Source organism: Mucilaginibacter sp., from assembly GCF_028288185.1.
Taxonomy (GTDB): domain Bacteria; phylum Bacteroidota; class Bacteroidia; order Sphingobacteriales; family Sphingobacteriaceae; genus Mucilaginibacter.
Window position 1 is genome coordinate 123,744 of record NZ_JAQBOF010000028.1, and the last position, 16,321, is coordinate 140,064.

Annotated in this window: 18 protein-coding genes; 10 read left to right on the top strand and 8 right to left on the bottom strand. The window is 40.8% G+C overall.

The annotated features are described in order from the left end of the window. Positions 1-77 precede the first annotated feature (77 nt). Positions 78-1,175, top strand: a complete 1,098-nt coding sequence (dprA, locus tag JWQ34_RS12235; protein ID WP_299357559.1) for a DNA-processing protein DprA — start codon at positions 78-80, stop codon at positions 1,173-1,175. Between the two features lie 70 nt (positions 1,176-1,245). Here the strand turns inward: dprA and JWQ34_RS12240 are convergent, their stop codons facing one another. The 3 genes from JWQ34_RS12240 to JWQ34_RS12250 all read right to left on the bottom strand — a co-directional run bounded on the left by JWQ34_RS12240 (position 1,246) and on the right by JWQ34_RS12250 (position 2,373). Further along, positions 1,246-1,392 carry a lmo0937 family membrane protein gene (locus JWQ34_RS12240; protein WP_299357560.1) on the bottom strand — a complete coding sequence of 49 codons (147 nt, stop codon included), beginning with the start codon at positions 1,390-1,392 and terminating at the stop codon, positions 1,246-1,248. 116 nt (positions 1,393-1,508) lie between these two features. Beyond that, complete coding sequence (locus JWQ34_RS12245) at positions 1,509-1,730, bottom strand: DUF2795 domain-containing protein (RefSeq protein ID WP_002996718.1); 222 nt, start codon at positions 1,728-1,730, stop codon at positions 1,509-1,511. An 85-nt stretch (positions 1,731-1,815) separates the two neighbouring features. Further along, positions 1,816-2,373: a cob(I)yrinic acid a,c-diamide adenosyltransferase gene (locus JWQ34_RS12250; RefSeq protein WP_299357561.1), complete on the bottom strand. Its 558-nt coding sequence runs from the start codon at positions 2,371-2,373 to the stop codon at positions 1,816-1,818. 107 nt (positions 2,374-2,480) lie between these two features. Between JWQ34_RS12250 and JWQ34_RS12255 the strand changes: the two genes are divergently transcribed. From JWQ34_RS12255 to JWQ34_RS12265, 3 genes are all read left to right on the top strand, one after another. Continuing rightward, positions 2,481-3,461 carry a chitinase gene (locus JWQ34_RS12255; RefSeq protein WP_299357562.1) on the top strand — a complete coding sequence of 327 codons (981 nt, stop codon included), beginning with the start codon at positions 2,481-2,483 and terminating at the stop codon, positions 3,459-3,461. A gap of 154 nt (positions 3,462-3,615) precedes the next feature. Continuing rightward, a complete protein-coding gene (locus JWQ34_RS12260) occupies positions 3,616-4,230 on the top strand; it encodes a hypothetical protein (protein WP_299357563.1) in 615 nt (204 codons plus the stop codon). A gap of 9 nt (positions 4,231-4,239) precedes the next feature. Further along, positions 4,240-4,560, top strand: coding sequence for a hypothetical protein (locus JWQ34_RS12265; RefSeq protein WP_299357565.1), 321 nt, complete (start codon positions 4,240-4,242; stop codon positions 4,558-4,560). A 246-nt stretch (positions 4,561-4,806) separates the two neighbouring features. On the opposite strand, the gene JWQ34_RS12270 is transcribed toward JWQ34_RS12265, so the two are convergent. The 4 genes from JWQ34_RS12270 to JWQ34_RS12285 form a co-directional block, all read right to left on the bottom strand. Beyond that, complete coding sequence (locus JWQ34_RS12270) at positions 4,807-5,526, bottom strand: ABC transporter ATP-binding protein (protein WP_299357566.1); 720 nt, start codon at positions 5,524-5,526, stop codon at positions 4,807-4,809. A 127-nt stretch (positions 5,527-5,653) separates the two neighbouring features. Beyond that, positions 5,654-5,941 (bottom strand): Asp-tRNA(Asn)/Glu-tRNA(Gln) amidotransferase subunit GatC, encoded by a 288-nt coding sequence (gatC, locus tag JWQ34_RS12275; protein WP_299357567.1) that lies wholly within the window; start codon positions 5,939-5,941, stop codon positions 5,654-5,656. 1 nt (position 5,942) lies between these two features. Next, positions 5,943-6,668: a lysophospholipid acyltransferase family protein gene (locus JWQ34_RS12280; RefSeq protein WP_299357568.1), complete on the bottom strand. Its 726-nt coding sequence runs from the start codon at positions 6,666-6,668 to the stop codon at positions 5,943-5,945. Positions 6,669-6,742: 74 nt separating this feature from the next. Further along, positions 6,743-7,351 carry a lysophospholipid acyltransferase family protein gene (locus JWQ34_RS12285; protein ID WP_367278616.1) on the bottom strand — a complete coding sequence of 203 codons (609 nt, stop codon included), beginning with the start codon at positions 7,349-7,351 and terminating at the stop codon, positions 6,743-6,745. 158 nt (positions 7,352-7,509) lie between these two features. On the opposite strand from JWQ34_RS12285, the gene trpS reads away from it, so the two are divergent. The 3 genes from trpS (at position 7,510) to kdsB (ending at position 10,026) form a co-directional block, all read left to right on the top strand. Further along, positions 7,510-8,505, top strand: coding sequence for a tryptophan--tRNA ligase (trpS, locus tag JWQ34_RS12290; RefSeq protein ID WP_299357570.1), 996 nt, complete (start codon positions 7,510-7,512; stop codon positions 8,503-8,505). Positions 8,506-8,599: 94 nt separating this feature from the next. Beyond that, positions 8,600-9,214 carry a deoxynucleoside kinase gene (locus JWQ34_RS12295; protein ID WP_299357571.1) on the top strand — a complete coding sequence of 205 codons (615 nt, stop codon included), beginning with the start codon at positions 8,600-8,602 and terminating at the stop codon, positions 9,212-9,214. Positions 9,215-9,300: 86 nt separating this feature from the next. Beyond that, the gene (gene kdsB, locus JWQ34_RS12300; RefSeq protein WP_299357572.1) at positions 9,301-10,026 is read left to right on the top strand and encodes a 3-deoxy-manno-octulosonate cytidylyltransferase; all 726 of its coding nucleotides are present in this window, start codon (positions 9,301-9,303) and stop codon (positions 10,024-10,026) included. Between the two features lie 98 nt (positions 10,027-10,124). On the opposite strand, the gene JWQ34_RS12305 is transcribed toward kdsB, so the two are convergent. Further along, complete coding sequence (locus JWQ34_RS12305; RefSeq protein ID WP_299357573.1) at positions 10,125-10,697, bottom strand: hypothetical protein; 573 nt, start codon at positions 10,695-10,697, stop codon at positions 10,125-10,127. A gap of 199 nt (positions 10,698-10,896) precedes the next feature. Here JWQ34_RS12305 and JWQ34_RS12310 point away from each other — a divergent pair, with 199 nt between their 5' ends. From JWQ34_RS12310 to JWQ34_RS12320, 3 genes are all read left to right on the top strand, one after another. Then, entirely contained in the window at positions 10,897-12,507 is a 1,611-nt protein-coding gene (locus tag JWQ34_RS12310) for a CTP synthase (RefSeq protein WP_299357574.1), read from the top strand. Between the two features lie 25 nt (positions 12,508-12,532). After that, on the top strand, positions 12,533-14,356 hold the full coding sequence (gene yidC, locus JWQ34_RS12315; protein ID WP_299357575.1) for a membrane protein insertase YidC: 1,824 nt from the start codon (positions 12,533-12,535) through the stop codon (positions 14,354-14,356). Positions 14,357-14,494: 138 nt separating this feature from the next. After that, a partial coding sequence (locus tag JWQ34_RS12320; RefSeq protein WP_299357576.1) for a beta-propeller fold lactonase family protein occupies positions 14,495-16,321 on the top strand: 1,827 nt, incomplete at its 3' end.

The following is a 16,321-nucleotide window of genomic DNA, read 5'->3' on the forward strand; positions in this document are numbered from 1 at the left end:
TAGAGGGGGCTAATAAAAAACGCCATTTGCTAAAATTTATAGCAATATTTTTTCTACATTAGTTGCACGTAAACTTTATGTCGCAACTACACCAAATAGCTTTAACTTATGTAAATAATATCGGCCACACTTTAGGCAAGGTGCTGGTAAGCCATTTGGGTAGTGCCGAGGCGGTATTTAACGCATCGCCCAATAAATTGCTGGGCGTACCCGGTATTGGCGATAAAACTGTACGTGAGTTTAACTTTGACGAGGCCCTGCAAAAAGCTGCCGAAGAATTAAAGTTTGTAGAGAAGAACGGCATCGACGTTGTTTTTTATACCGATAGCCGCTATCCTAAACGATTAAAAAATTGCATCGACTCGCCCATACTATTATATAGTAAAGGCAATGCCGATCTGAATGCCCGGAAGATAATTAGTATAGTAGGCACCCGTAACGCGACAGATTATGGCCGTCAGCTTTGCGAAGCGCTAATAGCCGAGGTGCAACAATATGATGTGTTGGTAATAAGCGGTCTGGCACATGGTATTGACGTAATTGCACATAAAGAATGCCTTAAAAACAAGGTTGCTACAGTTGGTGTATTGGGCCACGGTTTGGATCGGGTGTATCCGGCAGCCAACCGTGTAACGGCTGATAAAATGCTGGAGAATGGCGGCTTGTTAACTGAGTATCCATCGGGTACTATCCCCGGACGGGAAAACTTCCCGGCGCGTAACCGCATAGTTGCCGGTATTGCTGATGCTACCATAGTTATAGAGGCCAGCGTAAAAGGCGGCGCGTTAATTACTGCCGAAATTGCTAACTCTTATAATAGGGATGTATTTGCGTTCCCGGGTAGGGTGGGCGATGTGTACTCGGAAGGGTGTAACTTTTTGATCAGGAATAATAAAGCCGCGTTATTGACTTGTGTTGCCGATCTGGCTTACAGCCTGGGATGGGAAAAACCAGATGATGCCAAGCCTGCAGAACAGTTTATGTTACCGCTTGATCTATCGCCTGATGAGCGAGCCATATTTAATGCTATACAGCAACATAGCACCCCGCTGGCTATTGATGACCTCACCATAAAAACAAACATGCCCATAAGCCAACTGGCCATGAACTTACTGAATATGGAGATGCAGGGTTTTATCCGCAGTTTGCCGGGGAAGACATATAGGGTTAGTTAGAGTCAAGAAACAAGAAATCAAGAGCCAAGATGGATTTAGTAAATCTTGCCTCTTGATTCTTGTTTCTTCTTTAGGCTCTTCTTATCACCCCTAAAAGCAAAGCAACAATAGCTATCACTAATAATACGTGAATAATTCCGCCAGCAGAATAATAGAAAAATCCGAATGCCCAACCTATAATAAGTATAACGGCAATAATGTATAATAAACCTCTCATTTTAAATAAGTTTTAGTTGTGAATGATATTTGGTTTATAACTAAAACTATTCCAAAAAAGGCATTAACGCAAAAAGCCTCGAATAAACGAGGCTTTTTTATAATGTCTGAGTATAATTAGTACTCGTCTTCGTTAAAAAAGAAGTCATCTTTTGTAGGGTAATCAGGCCATATCTCTTCAATATTTTCGTAAGGCTCTCCGTCATCCTCTAATGCCTGCAGGTTTTCAATCACCTCAACCGGTGCTCCTGAGCGTATAGCGTAATCAATTAATTCGTCTTTAGTTGCGGGCCATGGTGCATCCTCCAGGTGAGATGCTAATTCGAGTGTCCAGTACATATTTATCTTATAATTTTAGTTAATTTATTAATTTTCAATTTCCGCAAAAGTATAATATTTTTATATTGATTATCAATATATTTTTTTAATTTTTTTTCAGCCTCGGAATCCATTGGTTTTCAGGTATGTTATGGTCATTTGCCAGTTTACGGGCCAGGGTGAATAAATAATCGCTTAGCCTGTTCAAATAGATAATAACCTTGTCGTCCACAACACTTTCTTCGGCTAGGTGTACAGTTAGCCGCTCGGCGCGGCGGCATACACAACGTGCTATATGGCAATAGGATATTACGGTGCTGCCACCCGGCAAAATAAAATGTTTTAATTCGGGCAGTTGCTCGTTTATGGTATCCATTTCTTTTTCCAACGATTCAATATCTTCGACAAACAGATCCGGGATTACCATTTTTGATTTCTCCGGGTCAGCCGCTAATGACGAGCCTATGGTAAACAGCCTGTCCTGCACTTCTTTTAAAAAATCTTTGTCGTGTGGGGTAATGTCCTGGTCGCGTATTAAACCTATATAGCTGTTTAGTTCATCTACCGTCCCGTAGCTTTCAATACGCAGGTGATGCTTGGGCACGCGGGTACCGCCAATTAATGATGTAAAACCTTTATCGCCTGTTTTGGTATATATCTTCATACACTGGTTAAAATTGACTAAACATAATTAATTATTAGCTATTATTTTAATTATACCATACCTAAAACTTGCTTTATATTTACATCATTACTATTTATATATACGCTTTGAAACATATCATATTGTCAACCAAATTTATTTTACTGTTTGCATCGGCATTGCTGCTGTTAAGTTTTAAATGCGGCGGCACAGCATCCTCAACCGAAAATAAACCTGCACCGGCCTTTAATTTAATTACCGAGCGGCAGTTTAATGACCTTTTCCCGCAGCGCGCTCAATTTTATACCTACCAGGCCTTTATTAAAGCGATAAAAGAACTGGGGCTAATAAAAGTAAAGATTACCCGCAGGGCAGTATCGGTTTATCAATTTATTCGTACGGATAAAAATACAGGCAAGGCAACTGTTGTACGCCAGGATGTTGATTGGGACGAAGCCTGGGCCAAAGTAAAACCCGATAGCACTTATATAATAGACTACGGTAATTTTTGTACCGAAGGCGATGTAGCTACTAATAAAAAAGAGCTGGCCGCATTTTTTGCCCAGGTGGCACACGAAACCCGCCACGGCATGAACGGTACTTATACCGATGGACTAATGCTTACCCACGAAAGCGATACCTCATTATCATATATTGCCGAAAATGATGAATATCCGCCTGTTCCCGGCAAAAAGTATTATGGCCGCGGGCCCATGCAATTAAGCTATAACGGTAACTACGGTTACGCGTCTGATTGTATTTTTGGCGATCATAAAATATTGTTAAACAACCCCGACCTGGTAACATCCGATCCTGTAGTAGCGTTTAAAGCCGCTATTTATTTTTGGATGACCCCACAAACGCATAAACCATCGGCACATGACGTGATGATAGGGAAGTGGAAGGCTACCGCTGCTGATAAAGCCGCCAACCGTACCCCCGGTTTTGGTATGGTGATAGATATTATTAACGGCGCGGTTGAATGTAACCGGGGCGATAACTTCCCCAACATGATAGATAGGATTGCTTTTTACCAGCACTTTTTAACCAAACTTGGCGCCAGTGACCCTAATTGTGTGTGTAGTTGCGGGAAGATGCGGCCATACTAATTCTTCCACATGTCATTGCGAACGAGGTACGAGTGTGGCAATCTCTACACGCCAGGTGAATCGTTAACCTGTAGTGTAGAGATCGCCACGCTCGCGATGACGAATTTGTTTATTAGTTAACTGATAACTACATTTAACCAACCAAAACCATCCTATGGAAAACCACCCTTTTGATACCACCGGCCTTAAAGAAGAAGCAATAAACCGTTTTGCCGAAACTTACCAGGCGCTTAAAGAAGAATTTCAGATCCAACCTACCGGCCATATCGATTTTGACCTGCACCAGTTTAAAGCATTTAGAAATTGTTTGGATGTTAATGTGCGTGGATCATACGTTATCAAACAAGATTGCGGCGATTCTTATATACTATTTGTAGAGGTGCATTATAAAATTGGCGATAAGCATATCACCCATCACCAGGAATACCAGGTTTGGGGATTGACCTATCTGAAGCATAATTTTGGTGGGGTATTAATTCGCCGCGAAACATTGACGGATAAATTACTGGAACTGATACACCCTTTAGAAATTGACTTTAAAGAGGACAAACCTTTTAGCGATACCTTTTATGTAGTAGTTAACGACCACGTAAAAGCCACCGCCGGCATGAACCGCGATTTTCGCAACTCGGTTATGGATATCCGCGATAATGATTTTTTAATAGAGATTGTAGACCATACTATTATCATAGGTAATTATGACCCGATAATACCGGAGAAATCATTGCATATTGGGGAGTTTGTGGCGAGGATTGCGGGGGCGTGTTAAGGGTATATTATGAATTGCGCCAAATTATTTTCTATTGTATTTATAACAAGTTGCCTGCTTTTAGCATGTAAATCTAAGCCAGATTTAAATTCAGAAGATTGGAACTGCAAGAAAATTGACAATGAACAGATATGCGTACCCGCCTCTTGGGTTTTTAAGCCACAAGATAAGAGCCTGTTTTTTACTTATTTAGATAATGATGATAAAAACTCTTATTTCGCAATGCTAAAACATAACAAAACTGCAAGTGAACTTAGTATAGCTAAATTTCTTAAAGAAATGTATGCCGTATTTCAGCAGAAAGATAGCCTTGAATTAACCAGGGGATAGTAGATTTGTCTAAACTTTAATCCCACGATGTCCGAAGCTGTGACTTCGGACGATTTTTTAGCTTGCAACTCCATTGTTGATCTCGGAAAACAGGTGTGTCACTTACTTAAAAGTCAGGAAAAGTGTACCAAACTGTATCATAAAATCTGATTTATAAAATCAATTGCCTTATTGTCAGTTGATTTTAAAAATAGGTGTATCAAAGTGTATCACCGGGACATATTTAGTTGGTACACCTTGCAGCTGTTAAACTATCCCGCTTCTATCCACTATCTGTATATTAGTATTAGCGTAATCGCGTTCTATTAAACCGTCGCGCATACGCACTATGCGGTGGGCGTGCATAGCAATATCTTCTTCGTGCGTTACTAATATAATGGTATTGCCCTTGGCGTGGATGTCTTCCATCAGGCTCATGATCTCGATAGACGTTTTGGTATCCAGGTTACCTGTAGGCTCATCCGCCAGGATAATTGAGGGATCGTTTATTAAAGCACGTGCCACTGCGACACGCTGGCGTTGGCCGCCTGATAGTTCGTTAGGTCGGTGGTCGGTACGGTTACCAAGGCCAACATTCTCTAACGCCTTCTTGGCACGGGCCTGTCTGCCTTCTTTATTAACGCCTGCATAAATTAATGGCAGGGCCACATTATCTAAAGCGGTATTACGGGGCAGCAAGTTAAACGTCTGGAATACAAAGCCGATCTCTGAGTTACGCACTTCGGCCAACTCATTATCACTCATGTGGCTTACGTTAATGCCGTTAAGTATGTATTCGCCTTTAGTGGGGGTGTCTAAACAACCTAAAATGTTCATCAAAGTTGATTTGCCTGAACCCGATGGGCCCATCAGCGCCACAAACTCACCTTTATTAATAGTAAGCGATACAGATTTAAGAGCATGAATAATTTCAGTACCTATAATGTATTTGCGTCCTATATCTTTAATGGTGATTAATGGCTCCATGCTTGTTTTTGTTCTTTGACTGTAAAGAGGGGGGGATTGTTACAATTTTTTTAGTATTGAGTTGTGAGTAGTGTGTTATGAGTGTTTATTGGCTCAAAACTCATAACCCAATACTCATAACTTCTACCTATCCAATCACTTTCGCTACCAAAAAGTATTGGTCATCATGCTTGGGCGAGTTTTGCAGCGCTTCTTCAACGGTTACTTCCTGCTTAACCACGTCTTCCCTAAATACATTTACTTCGTCTGATAGGTAAACCAACGGTTCAACGCCCGATGTATCTATCTCGTTAAGTTTAGCCATGAAATCCAGTATCTTGTTCATGTCGCCAATCATTTCCTGCTTTTCGGTATCGGCAAGTTCAAGGCGGGCAAGGTGGGCTATCTTATCTACGGTTTCACTGTCAATAATCATATTATACTAATTTCTGGTTGATAATGTTGTGGATTCTGTCGCGCAGGGCATCCGCATCATCCAAAGTTAAATTTGCCGTTTCAACGGGTTTATGTACAAATATATTACAAAAACCCGGTTTGCTGCCATATTCCGAGCCGGTGTTCCACAATACTTTCCAGGTATCTATTGAAGTTACCGGCAAAATGGGGATCTTCAACTCGATAGCCAGCCGGAACGCGCCATTTTTAAACGAGTGCAGTTTCGGCGGATATTTGGTCGGAATGGTCGCTTCAGGGAAAATAACTACACTTATTCCTTCTTTTAATTTCTCGGCAGCCAACTTGAATGCCCTGAAAGATGATATTTTGCTATCGCGGTTTACGGTTATATCAATGGTTCTGAAGAAGAAACCGAGCACCATATTGCTTAATAATTCCTCCTTGCCAATAAAAGCATGATTATTTTTTGCCGCTATGCTGATGGTAGATACATCCAAATTTGAAGTATGGTTGCTGCAAATGATATAAGTGCGTTTCCAATCTACAGGCTCCTCATAGTCAATATTGAAAAATATGCCCGAAATGGTAGTACTGCAAACAATAATGAACCTCCTGAACCGGTTGATGTATTTATATCTGCTTTGCTTGCGTGAAAGAAAATATAAAATTGGCCAAACCAGAATAAAAAAGAAAGCTACGCTATACCTATAAAAATAGGTGTGTATTCTTTTTAAAACTCGTTTCATTGAGCCCAAAGATAAATAAAAGTTGACGGAGTTTGTTAGGATAAAACGTATTCAACTTGATCTAACCTAATTACTCATTCAACCAACTTCCTATTAATAATCCCATATATCTCATCGCGCAAAGCATCCGCATCGTCAAGCTTTAGGTGGGCGGTTTGTACTGGTTTATGAATATATATATTGCATATGCCCGGTTTGCTGCCATGGTCAAGGCCGGTATCCCATAAAACTTTCCAGGTATCGGTTGATGAAACAGGTATGATAGGTATTTTTAATTCGATAGCCAGCCTGAAGGGGCCGTTTTTAAAATCGTTTAATTGCGGTGGGTATTCATACGGTATCCTGCCCTCGGGGAATATAATAACCGATGTGCCACTCGTCAAAGCCTCTGCCGCTTTTTTAAATGCACGGTATGACGACATTTTGCTTTCACGATTAACGGGGATATCCACCGACCTGAAAAATATGCCGGTAACAAACTCGTCTTTAAGCTCTTCTTTGCCCATAAAACAAAAGTTATTCTTTGTCATGAGGCTCATGGCGGTAATATCCAGGTTTGAGGTATGATTGGGGCAGATGATATAGGTTTTATGCCAGTCTATAGGTTCTTCAAACGAAAAGCTGTATATAATACCGGCTATTTTAGAGCTTAAAAATCCCCATATCCGCCTAACCTTATTCATGTTGTTGTACCTTTGGGGCTTGCGCGAAAAATAGTACAGAAACGGCCATAGTACGATATAAAAAAAGCCGACACTGAAACGGTAAAAGTAACAGTGCAGTTTCTTTAAAAATATTTTCATCGTCTTCAAAAATATAAAAAATACTTACTTTCGCCGCTATGGAAACTGTTGTTAGTGGTATAAGGTCTACCGGGAATCTGCATTTGGGTAATTATTATGGTGCGATACAAAACTTCGTGAAAATGCAGCACGAGTACAACTGCTTTTTTTTTATTGCCGATCTGCACTCGCTTACCACGCACCCAACGCCTGATAACCTGCATGTTAATATTAAAAATGTGCTGGTTGAGTACCTGGCTGCCGGTATTGACCCGGAGAAGGCCACTATCTACGTACAATCAGACGTACAGGAAATAGCCGAGTTATACCTCTACCTAAACATGAACGCTTATTTAGGCGAACTGGAACGCAGTACATCCTTTAAAGATAAAGTACGCGCGCATCCGGATAATGTAAACGCCGGCCTGCTAACTTACCCGGTTTTAATGGCTGCAGATATATTGATACACAAAGCCACCAAAGTACCCGTAGGAAAAGACCAGGAACAACATCTTGAAATGGCCCGCACCTTTGGTAATCGTTTTAACCGCTTATATAATAAAGAATATTTCCCCGAGCCGTACGCGTTCAATTTCAGCCAGAATTTGGTGAAGATTCCAGGATTGGATGGCAAAGGAAAGATGGGTAAATCAGAAGGAGAGGGCAACGCTATTTTCCTTTCAGACTCGCCCGAGGTTATCCGCAAAAAAGTTATGCGTGCCGTTACCGATAGTGGCCCGACAGCCGAAAATCAGCAAAAGCCTGAGGAGATACAGAACCTGTTTGATCTGATGAAAGTAGTATCAGCTCCCGATACCATTGCTCATTTTGATAATCTATACAATACCATGCAGATCCGTTACGGCGATTTGAAAAAACAATTAGCCGAGGATATGATCATCGCAACCGCCCCAATCCGCGAGAGGATAAATGATATTGCCAATGATGCGCCATACCTGCGCCAGGTGGCCCGTTACGGAGCAATCAAAGCAAGAGAAAGCGCCGCCAAAACTATTAAAGAAGTTAGGGAAATAATTGGGTTTAGGAGTTTTTAGGCAGATGATGGTTCATGGTTGATAGTTCATAGCCATGAACCATGAACTAAAATCAATTTTGACTTTTAACTTTTGAATTATATCTTTAGCACATATGCATATAGCTATTGTTGGAAACATAGGAGCTGGTAAAACTACCCTCACAGAACTGCTGGCCAAAAATTACGGCTGGGAACCTTTATATGAAGCTGTTGATAATAATCCGTACCTGGAAGATTTTTACAGCGACATGAAACGCTGGAGCTTTAACCTGCAGATTTATTTTCTGAACAGCCGTTACCGCCAGATCATTGACATACAAAAAAGCGGTCGTGATATTATACAGGACAGAACCATTTATGAAGATGCGTACATATTTGCAGAGAACCTGCATGATATGGGCTTGATGACCAGCCGCGATTACGAAAACTACGAATCAATATTTAACAATATAACCGAGTACATTAAACCTCCCGACCTGCTGGTGTATTTAAAAGCATCGGTACCTACACTGGTAAATAATATACAGCGCAGGGGCAGGGAGTATGAGATAGGCATCCGTATAGATTATTTATCAAAATTGAATGAGAAGTACGATAAATGGATAAACGGCTATAAACTGGGTAAACTGTTGGTATTAGACAAGGATAATCTTGACTTTGCTAATAATACTGAGGATATGTCATCAATCATCCAAATGGTTGAGCGGGAAATAAACGGACTGTTTTAGGTTTGACGTGGGACGTATTGCGTTATACGCTTACCTTAAATTACTAACGTACTAAGTATAACGTTAAACGTACAACAATAACACACATGCAAATACTCGGTATCATCCCAGCACGTTATGCATCATCCCGGTTCCCGGGTAAGCCATTGATTGATATTGGCGGCAAAAGCATGATTCAGCGGGTTTATGAGCAGGCTAAAAAGTGCGGTCATTTAACCGAAATAATCATTGCTACAGATGATGAACGCATATTTGATCATGTAACAGCCTTCGGCGGTGTAGCTGTAATGACCAGCGCCGATCATCAAAGCGGTACCGACCGTTGTGCCGAAGTTGCCAGGGCGCACTCTCAATATCACGTAATTATAAATATACAGGGCGATGAGCCTTATATCGACCCTGAACAGATAACCAAGCTGGCCAATTGCTTTACTTCGCCCGATGTGCAGATAGCCACCTTAGTAAAGAAGGTTAAGACCGAACAGGAACTTAATAATCCCAATACCCCAAAAGTTATTGTAAATAAACTAAGCGAGGCTGCTTATTTTTCGCGTTCGCCTATACCACATATCAGGGGAGAGGAGCCTGCCAACTGGCTGGAGTTTTATTCATTTTTTAAACACATAGGTATTTATGGCTATCGCGCTGATGTTTTGCAGCAGATAACCAAACTACCCATATCAGCCTTAGAAAAAGCCGAGAGCCTTGAACAGCTGCGCTGGATAGAAAATGGCTATCGTATTAAAGTAGCGGAGACGGAATTGGAAACTTATGCGGTAGATACGCCTGAGGATTTGGAATTGCTTAAATAATTTTCGGGTGTCATCCTGAGGCACTCGAAGGGTGAGCGCAAAGGCCCGCCCGCATGCTTCGAGGGCCTCAGCATGACACCCTACCTTCAATCAATTTTCTATTTTACCTTACTATACAGGGCCGCCACCTTACCACGGCACTCGTTCAATATCACTACAGCCTGGGTTAAGTTATCAACCACCTTACGCTTAAAGGCTTTGCTGCGGCGGTTTTTTGGGATCTGCCTTATCAGTTCATCGTTTTCATAGATGCGGGTATCAATGTTATTGTAAATTTCGGCAGTGTTAAAGTCGGGGATCTTTAGATTATCTATTAGAGGGCGGTTGCTGATCAATATTTTCCGCAGGTCAATCACATTGGTTTGCATTATGCGTAGCGAGTTGTTAAAGTGATGATCGTTAAATCCGCCTTTGGTAATTAGGGCTATTAAATTGTTTTGATTGATAATTAGCACGCCAACTTTTTTATTAAAATTAACAGCCAGGTTTTTAAAGCTGATCCTGTCTGGTTTGCGGGCTATCAAGTCGGCGTTTTCTGTCAGTCGGGAGAATAATTTCGACATCATGTTTAATGAGTACAGGTATTTTTCATACCCGTCTTTGTTTTTTGGCAGAGCGAAATTGGTTTCGGCAATAAATAACAGGGCAAATAACAATAGTACCTTCTTCATATTTTTTTATGACTTATAGTTATGTAGAAAGAAAATATTTCTTCTTTTGTTTAAAAAGAAATCAGGATTCCGCATTCTCCCAAAACCTTTTCAACAATTGCATTTTGTTAACCCAAACCCCAAAAATATTCTTACTTTTGTATCCCGTACACAAACAATTAGCAGCGGCTTAAAACTGCTGCCGATTTCAACAAAAATCATGACTAAATACATATTTGTTACGGGCGGTGTTACCTCTTCGTTAGGAAAAGGCATTATATCGGCTTCCTTAGCCAAACTATTACAATCGCGCGGATACAGCGTAACCATCCAAAAATTCGACCCTTATATCAACATCGACCCAGGGACATTAAACCCGTACGAGCACGGCGAATGTTATGTTACCGAGGATGGCGCCGAAACAGATCTGGACCTTGGTCATTACGAGCGTTTTTTAAATACACCAACATCAAAAGCCAATAACATTACTACCGGCCGCATTTACCAAAATGTTATAAATAAAGAACGCGAGGGCGCTTTTTTAGGCAAGACAGTACAAGTTGTGCCGCATATTACAGATGAGATTAAACGCAACATCCGCATACTGGGTGAAGACGGCAAATATGATATTGTTATAACCGAATTAGGTGGTACGGTAGGTGATATTGAATCATTACCCTATATAGAAGCAGTAAGACAGTTTAGATGGGAGGTAGGTTCTGGTAATTCATTAGTGATCCACCTTACCCTGATACCTTTCCTGGCCGCAGCCGGCGAATTAAAGACCAAACCTACCCAGCACTCGGTTAAAATGTTGTTGGAGTATGGAATCCAGCCTGATATTTTGGTTTGCCGTACAGAGCATCATTTAAATATGGATATCCGCAAAAAAATTGCGCTATTTTGTAACGTAAATATCAACGCGGTTATCGAGTCGATAGACGCATCAACCATTTATGATGTGCCTTTGTTGATGCTGAAAGAGCAATTGGATAAAACGGTATTAACCAAGTTAAAACTTCCGCATAAAACAGAACCTGCTTTAGAAAACTGGAAAAACTTTTTGGGTAGATTAAAAAATCCAACATCCGAGGTTAAAATTGGTTTGGTTGGTAAATATGTGGAGTTGCCGGATGCTTATAAATCAATCATTGAATCATTTATACATGCCGGCGCTAAAAACGAGTGCAAGGTAAAAGTTACCTATATCCCGTCAGAAGAATTAACGCCTGATAATGCCATTGAAAAGCTGATTGGGTTGCACGGTGTACTGGTTGCACCGGGCTTTGGCGAGCGCGGTTTTGAAGGTAAAATAGAAGCGATACGTTATGTGCGTGAAAATAATATTCCGTTTTTTGGTATCTGTTTAGGTATGCAATGCGCGGTGGTTGAGTATGGCCGTAATGTACTGGGTTTAAAAGATGCCAGCAGCACCGAGATGAATCCGGATACCCCGAACCCGGTTATTGCCATGATGGAAGAGCAAAAGAAAGTAGTAAATAAAGGCGGTACCATGCGCTTAGGCTCATACGCCTGCGATTTAAAAAAGGGCACCAAAGCATTTGCCATATATGGACAACAACATATAACCGAGCGCCACAGGCACCGTTATGAGTTTAATAATGAGTATCTTAAACAATATGAAGCAGCCGGTTTAACACCATCGGGCTTTAACCCGGAGAACAATCTGGTGGAGATAGTTGAGCTGAAAAATCATCCGTTTTTTGTAGGCGCGCAGTTTCATCCCGAATTAAAATCAACAGTTGCTAATCCGCACCCACTTTTTATTAACTTTGTCGCCGCTTCAATGGCTTATGCCCGGAAGAAATAGTTAATTTGAGTACGATACGATAGAAATGGATAGAAATACGTTTACAGGATTATTCCTGATCATGATCATTATAGCCGGTTCGGTTTGGTTTTTAAAACCTAGTTCGGCCGAGATCGCAAAAGAAAAAGCATTACAACACCAGGATTCATTAAAAAGAGCAGGCATTAAAACTCCTGCGGCTGCCATAATTGATACTGCAAAGATTGCTAATAAACCAGTTGATACTGCCGCGTTAAAAAGCCCGTTCGGCGCTACTTTAAATGGTACAGAAAAATTGATTACGGTTGAGAACAAAGATCTTAAACTAAAATTAAGTACACGCGGTGGCCACATATACTCGGTCGAGTTAAAAAACTTTAAAACGTTTGATAAAAAACCACTGGTTTTATTTGATGGCGATGCCAATAAGTTTGGATTTAGCTTTGCCGCAGGCGTAGCTAATGTTAATACCAGCGAAAGGTATTTTACACCAAGTGCCGCAGGTTTACAGGTTACCGGCCAGGATTCATCAGCCATAACCATGCGTTTAAGCTATAGCCCAACGCAATATATTGACTATATATATACTTTAAAAGGCGAAGGCTATAAAGTTGGCTTAACTATTAAAGCAACAGGCCTGGATAATGTAATTGCCAATAGCAGCAGCATTAATATAAACTGGGAAAGCAGCCTGCATAGATTAGAAAAAGGTAGTACGCTTGATCATCAGAACTCTTATATAGGGTACTTTGATACCGAAAAGAACTATGATTACTTCGGCGATACCAAGGACGATACCAAGGACATCAGCGATAAAAAGATGGAATGGATATCGTTTAAACAACACTTCTTTTCGAGTGTATTGATGTCAAAAGACGGTTTCAGCAAATCTAATTTAATAGTAAGTACAGATACCACAAACCATGCTGATATTAAACAGCTAAAAGCTAACCTGGTATTAGCGCGTGATGCTGATGGTACTTTTCCGCTTGATTTTTACTTTAGCCCTAACCATTTTAAAACATTGCAGGCACAAGGCCATAGCCTTGAGAAGCAAATTTACATGGGCTGGGGCCCTTTAAAATATATTAACCGCTATGCAGTACAACCGGTGTTTAATTTCCTGACCCAGTTTAACTGGAACTACGGTTTAATCATACTGGCATTAACTATCATCTTGAAATTAGTTTTATCACCGCTTACTTACAAGTCATACTTATCAATGGCTAAGATGCGGGTGTTAAAGCCCGAGATGGACGAGATCAAAGCTAAAGTTGGCGAAGATAATCCTACCTTATTACAGCAAGAATACCTCAAGCTCTATAAAAAGGCCGGCGTAAATCCATTAGGTGGTTGTTTGCCATTGCTGATACAGATGCCGATTGTTATCGCGTTCTTCCGCTTTTTCCCGGGCTTGTTTGAGCTGCGTGGACAAAGCTTTTTATGGATGCATGATTTGTCGACTTATGATTCTATATTGAATTTTGGTTTCAGTATACCATTCATAGGTGATCACTTGAGTTTAATGTGTTTGTTGATGACCATATCAACATTGATATATACTTACTTTAACAATCAGATATCAGGCGTAAGCGGCCAAATGAAATACATTGGTTATATCACTCCGGTAATTTTCTTAGGCGCGTTGAATGGCTATCCGGCAGGTTTGAATTATTATTACTTCCTGGCTAACATGTTAACCTTCTTACAGCAATATATTATCCGCTTAATGGTTGATGATACAAAGATCCACGCCCAGATACAGGAAAACAAAAAGAAACCTGAGGATAAAAAGAAAAAATCAGGCTTCAGCGCTAAAATGGAAGAAATGATGCGTAATCAACAACAGGTGCAGGCGAAGAAGAAATAGTAATTGAAGATTAGAGATATTAGTCCTGTCGATAACTAAAAAAGAGGCCCATAAACTGAGCCTCTTTTTTAGTTTATGTTTGATTAATATTGACAGGTAACTATTGCAATGATTTGGAACTAAATGTAAATTAGGAACGTGAAACCTTTAAAACAGCATGTATTACGGATCAAAATTATTTTGTTTTTGATCGTTTTACCCGCTGTTTTAAAAGCTCAAAGCAATCAAACTGTTAATGCAGGTAGTCAAACTGTGGTTGTTAATTTCCCCGTAACCACGTGCACGTATAACTGGACTAATAATAACACGGCTATTGGCCTTGGGGCCAGCGGTACCGGTGATATTGCTACATTTACAGCAACAAACACAACAGGTAACCCCATCACGGCTACCATTACAGCCACCCCCGCAGGCCCTACGCCACAACCGCCATTGCTTTATATACCTAATTTCGACGCGAATACAGTTTCGGTAATAAACGCAACTACAAATACTTTACTTACTACCGTGCCGGTGGGTACTAACCCCTATGGCGTTATGGTAAGCCATGACTACAACAGGGTTTATATAGCAAACCAGGGTTCTAATGATGTGAGCGTTATTTATATGCCTACTAACAGAGTACTGGCAACAATACCCGGCTTTTCAACTCCTGGTGCAATAGCGGTAAGCCCCGATAACCAAACGATTTATGTAGCAAATTCGGGCTCAAACACTGTTGCAATAATAGATGCTTTAAACAATACAATAATAGCCACCATACCGGTAGGACAAAGTCCAATTGGCCTCTCGTTAAATTTCGATGGTAGTAAATTATATGTGGCTAATAATAATAGTCTTACGGTATCAGTAATAAATATAGCTACAAAAGCAGTAACTAACACTATAATACTAAACTCTAATCCTGATTTTACTTTGTTAAGTCCAGACGGAAGTAAATTATATGTTGTTGAATCGTTTTTAAATGAAATTATGGTAGTGAATACTACTACAAATCTCGTTACAACATTCGTAGTCCCCGGCAACAAACCAAAGGGCGTAGCCATAAGCCCAGATGGTAGCCGTTTGTATGTGGCAAACTCGGCCGATGGTAATATAGCTGTAATTAATACAACAAATAATACAATTATTACAACAATTAACACCGGGGCCACACCTACGGGTTTATCTATCAGTGATGATGGCAGTTTGCTTTATGTTTGTAATAGCGGAAGTAATAATGTCTCGGTTATTAACACAACAACGCTTTTAGTAACACAAACCATCAATGTTAGAGCAAGACCATTCTCGGTAGGTAATTTCTATTTAACAAGGGCGGATTGCGGCGCACCAATAACGTTTAATATAACAGTTAATGCAGCAGCTCCAACCCCGGTAATAACTACTAACGGAACGCCATCGGCAGTATCTACTATCTTTGGTACCCCATCTACCCCGGCAACTTTTATGGCAGGAGCCTCGAACGCTACCGGCAACTTGGTAGTTAGTGCGCCAACAGGGTTTGAGGTAAGCTTAGATAATAGCAATTATTATAACGTAGTAACTATGAATGGCCCGGGCAGTATAACTTCCCGAACAGCATATATCCGTTTAAAAAGCACAACGCCGATGGGTACATACTCTGGCAATATTGTTTTAACCAGCCCCGGCGCAACAACTGTAAATGTAATAATGCCGTTAAGCACAGTAACTGCCCCGAATCCGTTTATTACCGCTACCGGCACACCATCCTCAGTAAATACAGCTTATGGCACGCCGTCATCACCAACCAGTTTCATGGTATCAGGTACGGGTATGTCCGACAGGATATTGGTTACACCCCCACCTGGATTCGAGGCGAGTACTGATGGTGTTAATTTTGCCAGTACAGTTACCATTGGTGGTATAGGCGCAATAGCTTCAACAAAGGTTTATATACGTTTAAAGAAAACCACAGCCGCAGGTACATACTCCGGAAATATTGTA

Excerpts from the sequence above, each read along its gene's own strand:
- dprA (WP_299357559.1), top strand. The coding sequence starts at position 78 with ATGTCGCAACTACACCAAATAGCTTTAACTTATGTAAATAATATCGGC.
- JWQ34_RS12240 (WP_299357560.1), bottom strand. The coding sequence starts at position 1,392 with ATGAGAGGTTTATTATACATTATTGCCGTTATACTTATTATAGGTTGG.
- JWQ34_RS12245 (WP_002996718.1), bottom strand. The coding sequence starts at position 1,730 with ATGTACTGGACACTCGAATTAGCATCTCACCTGGAGGATGCACCATGG.
- JWQ34_RS12250 (WP_299357561.1), bottom strand. The coding sequence starts at position 2,373 with ATGAAGATATATACCAAAACAGGCGATAAAGGTTTTACATCATTAATT.
- JWQ34_RS12260 (WP_299357563.1), top strand. The coding sequence starts at position 3,616 with ATGGAAAACCACCCTTTTGATACCACCGGCCTTAAAGAAGAAGCAATA.
- JWQ34_RS12265 (WP_299357565.1), top strand. The coding sequence starts at position 4,240 with ATGAATTGCGCCAAATTATTTTCTATTGTATTTATAACAAGTTGCCTG.
- JWQ34_RS12270 (WP_299357566.1), bottom strand. The coding sequence starts at position 5,526 with ATGGAGCCATTAATCACCATTAAAGATATAGGACGCAAATACATTATA.
- gatC (WP_299357567.1), bottom strand. The coding sequence starts at position 5,941 with ATGATTATTGACAGTGAAACCGTAGATAAGATAGCCCACCTTGCCCGC.
- JWQ34_RS12280 (WP_299357568.1), bottom strand. The coding sequence starts at position 6,668 with ATGAAACGAGTTTTAAAAAGAATACACACCTATTTTTATAGGTATAGC.
- JWQ34_RS12285 (WP_367278616.1), bottom strand. The coding sequence starts at position 7,351 with ATGAATAAGGTTAGGCGGATATGGGGATTTTTAAGCTCTAAAATAGCC.
- trpS (WP_299357570.1), top strand. The coding sequence starts at position 7,510 with ATGGAAACTGTTGTTAGTGGTATAAGGTCTACCGGGAATCTGCATTTG.
- JWQ34_RS12295 (WP_299357571.1), top strand. The coding sequence starts at position 8,600 with ATGCATATAGCTATTGTTGGAAACATAGGAGCTGGTAAAACTACCCTC.
- kdsB (WP_299357572.1), top strand. The coding sequence starts at position 9,301 with ATGCAAATACTCGGTATCATCCCAGCACGTTATGCATCATCCCGGTTC.
- JWQ34_RS12305 (WP_299357573.1), bottom strand. The coding sequence starts at position 10,697 with ATGAAGAAGGTACTATTGTTATTTGCCCTGTTATTTATTGCCGAAACC.
- JWQ34_RS12310 (WP_299357574.1), top strand. The coding sequence starts at position 10,897 with ATGACTAAATACATATTTGTTACGGGCGGTGTTACCTCTTCGTTAGGA.
- yidC (WP_299357575.1), top strand. The coding sequence starts at position 12,533 with ATGGATAGAAATACGTTTACAGGATTATTCCTGATCATGATCATTATA.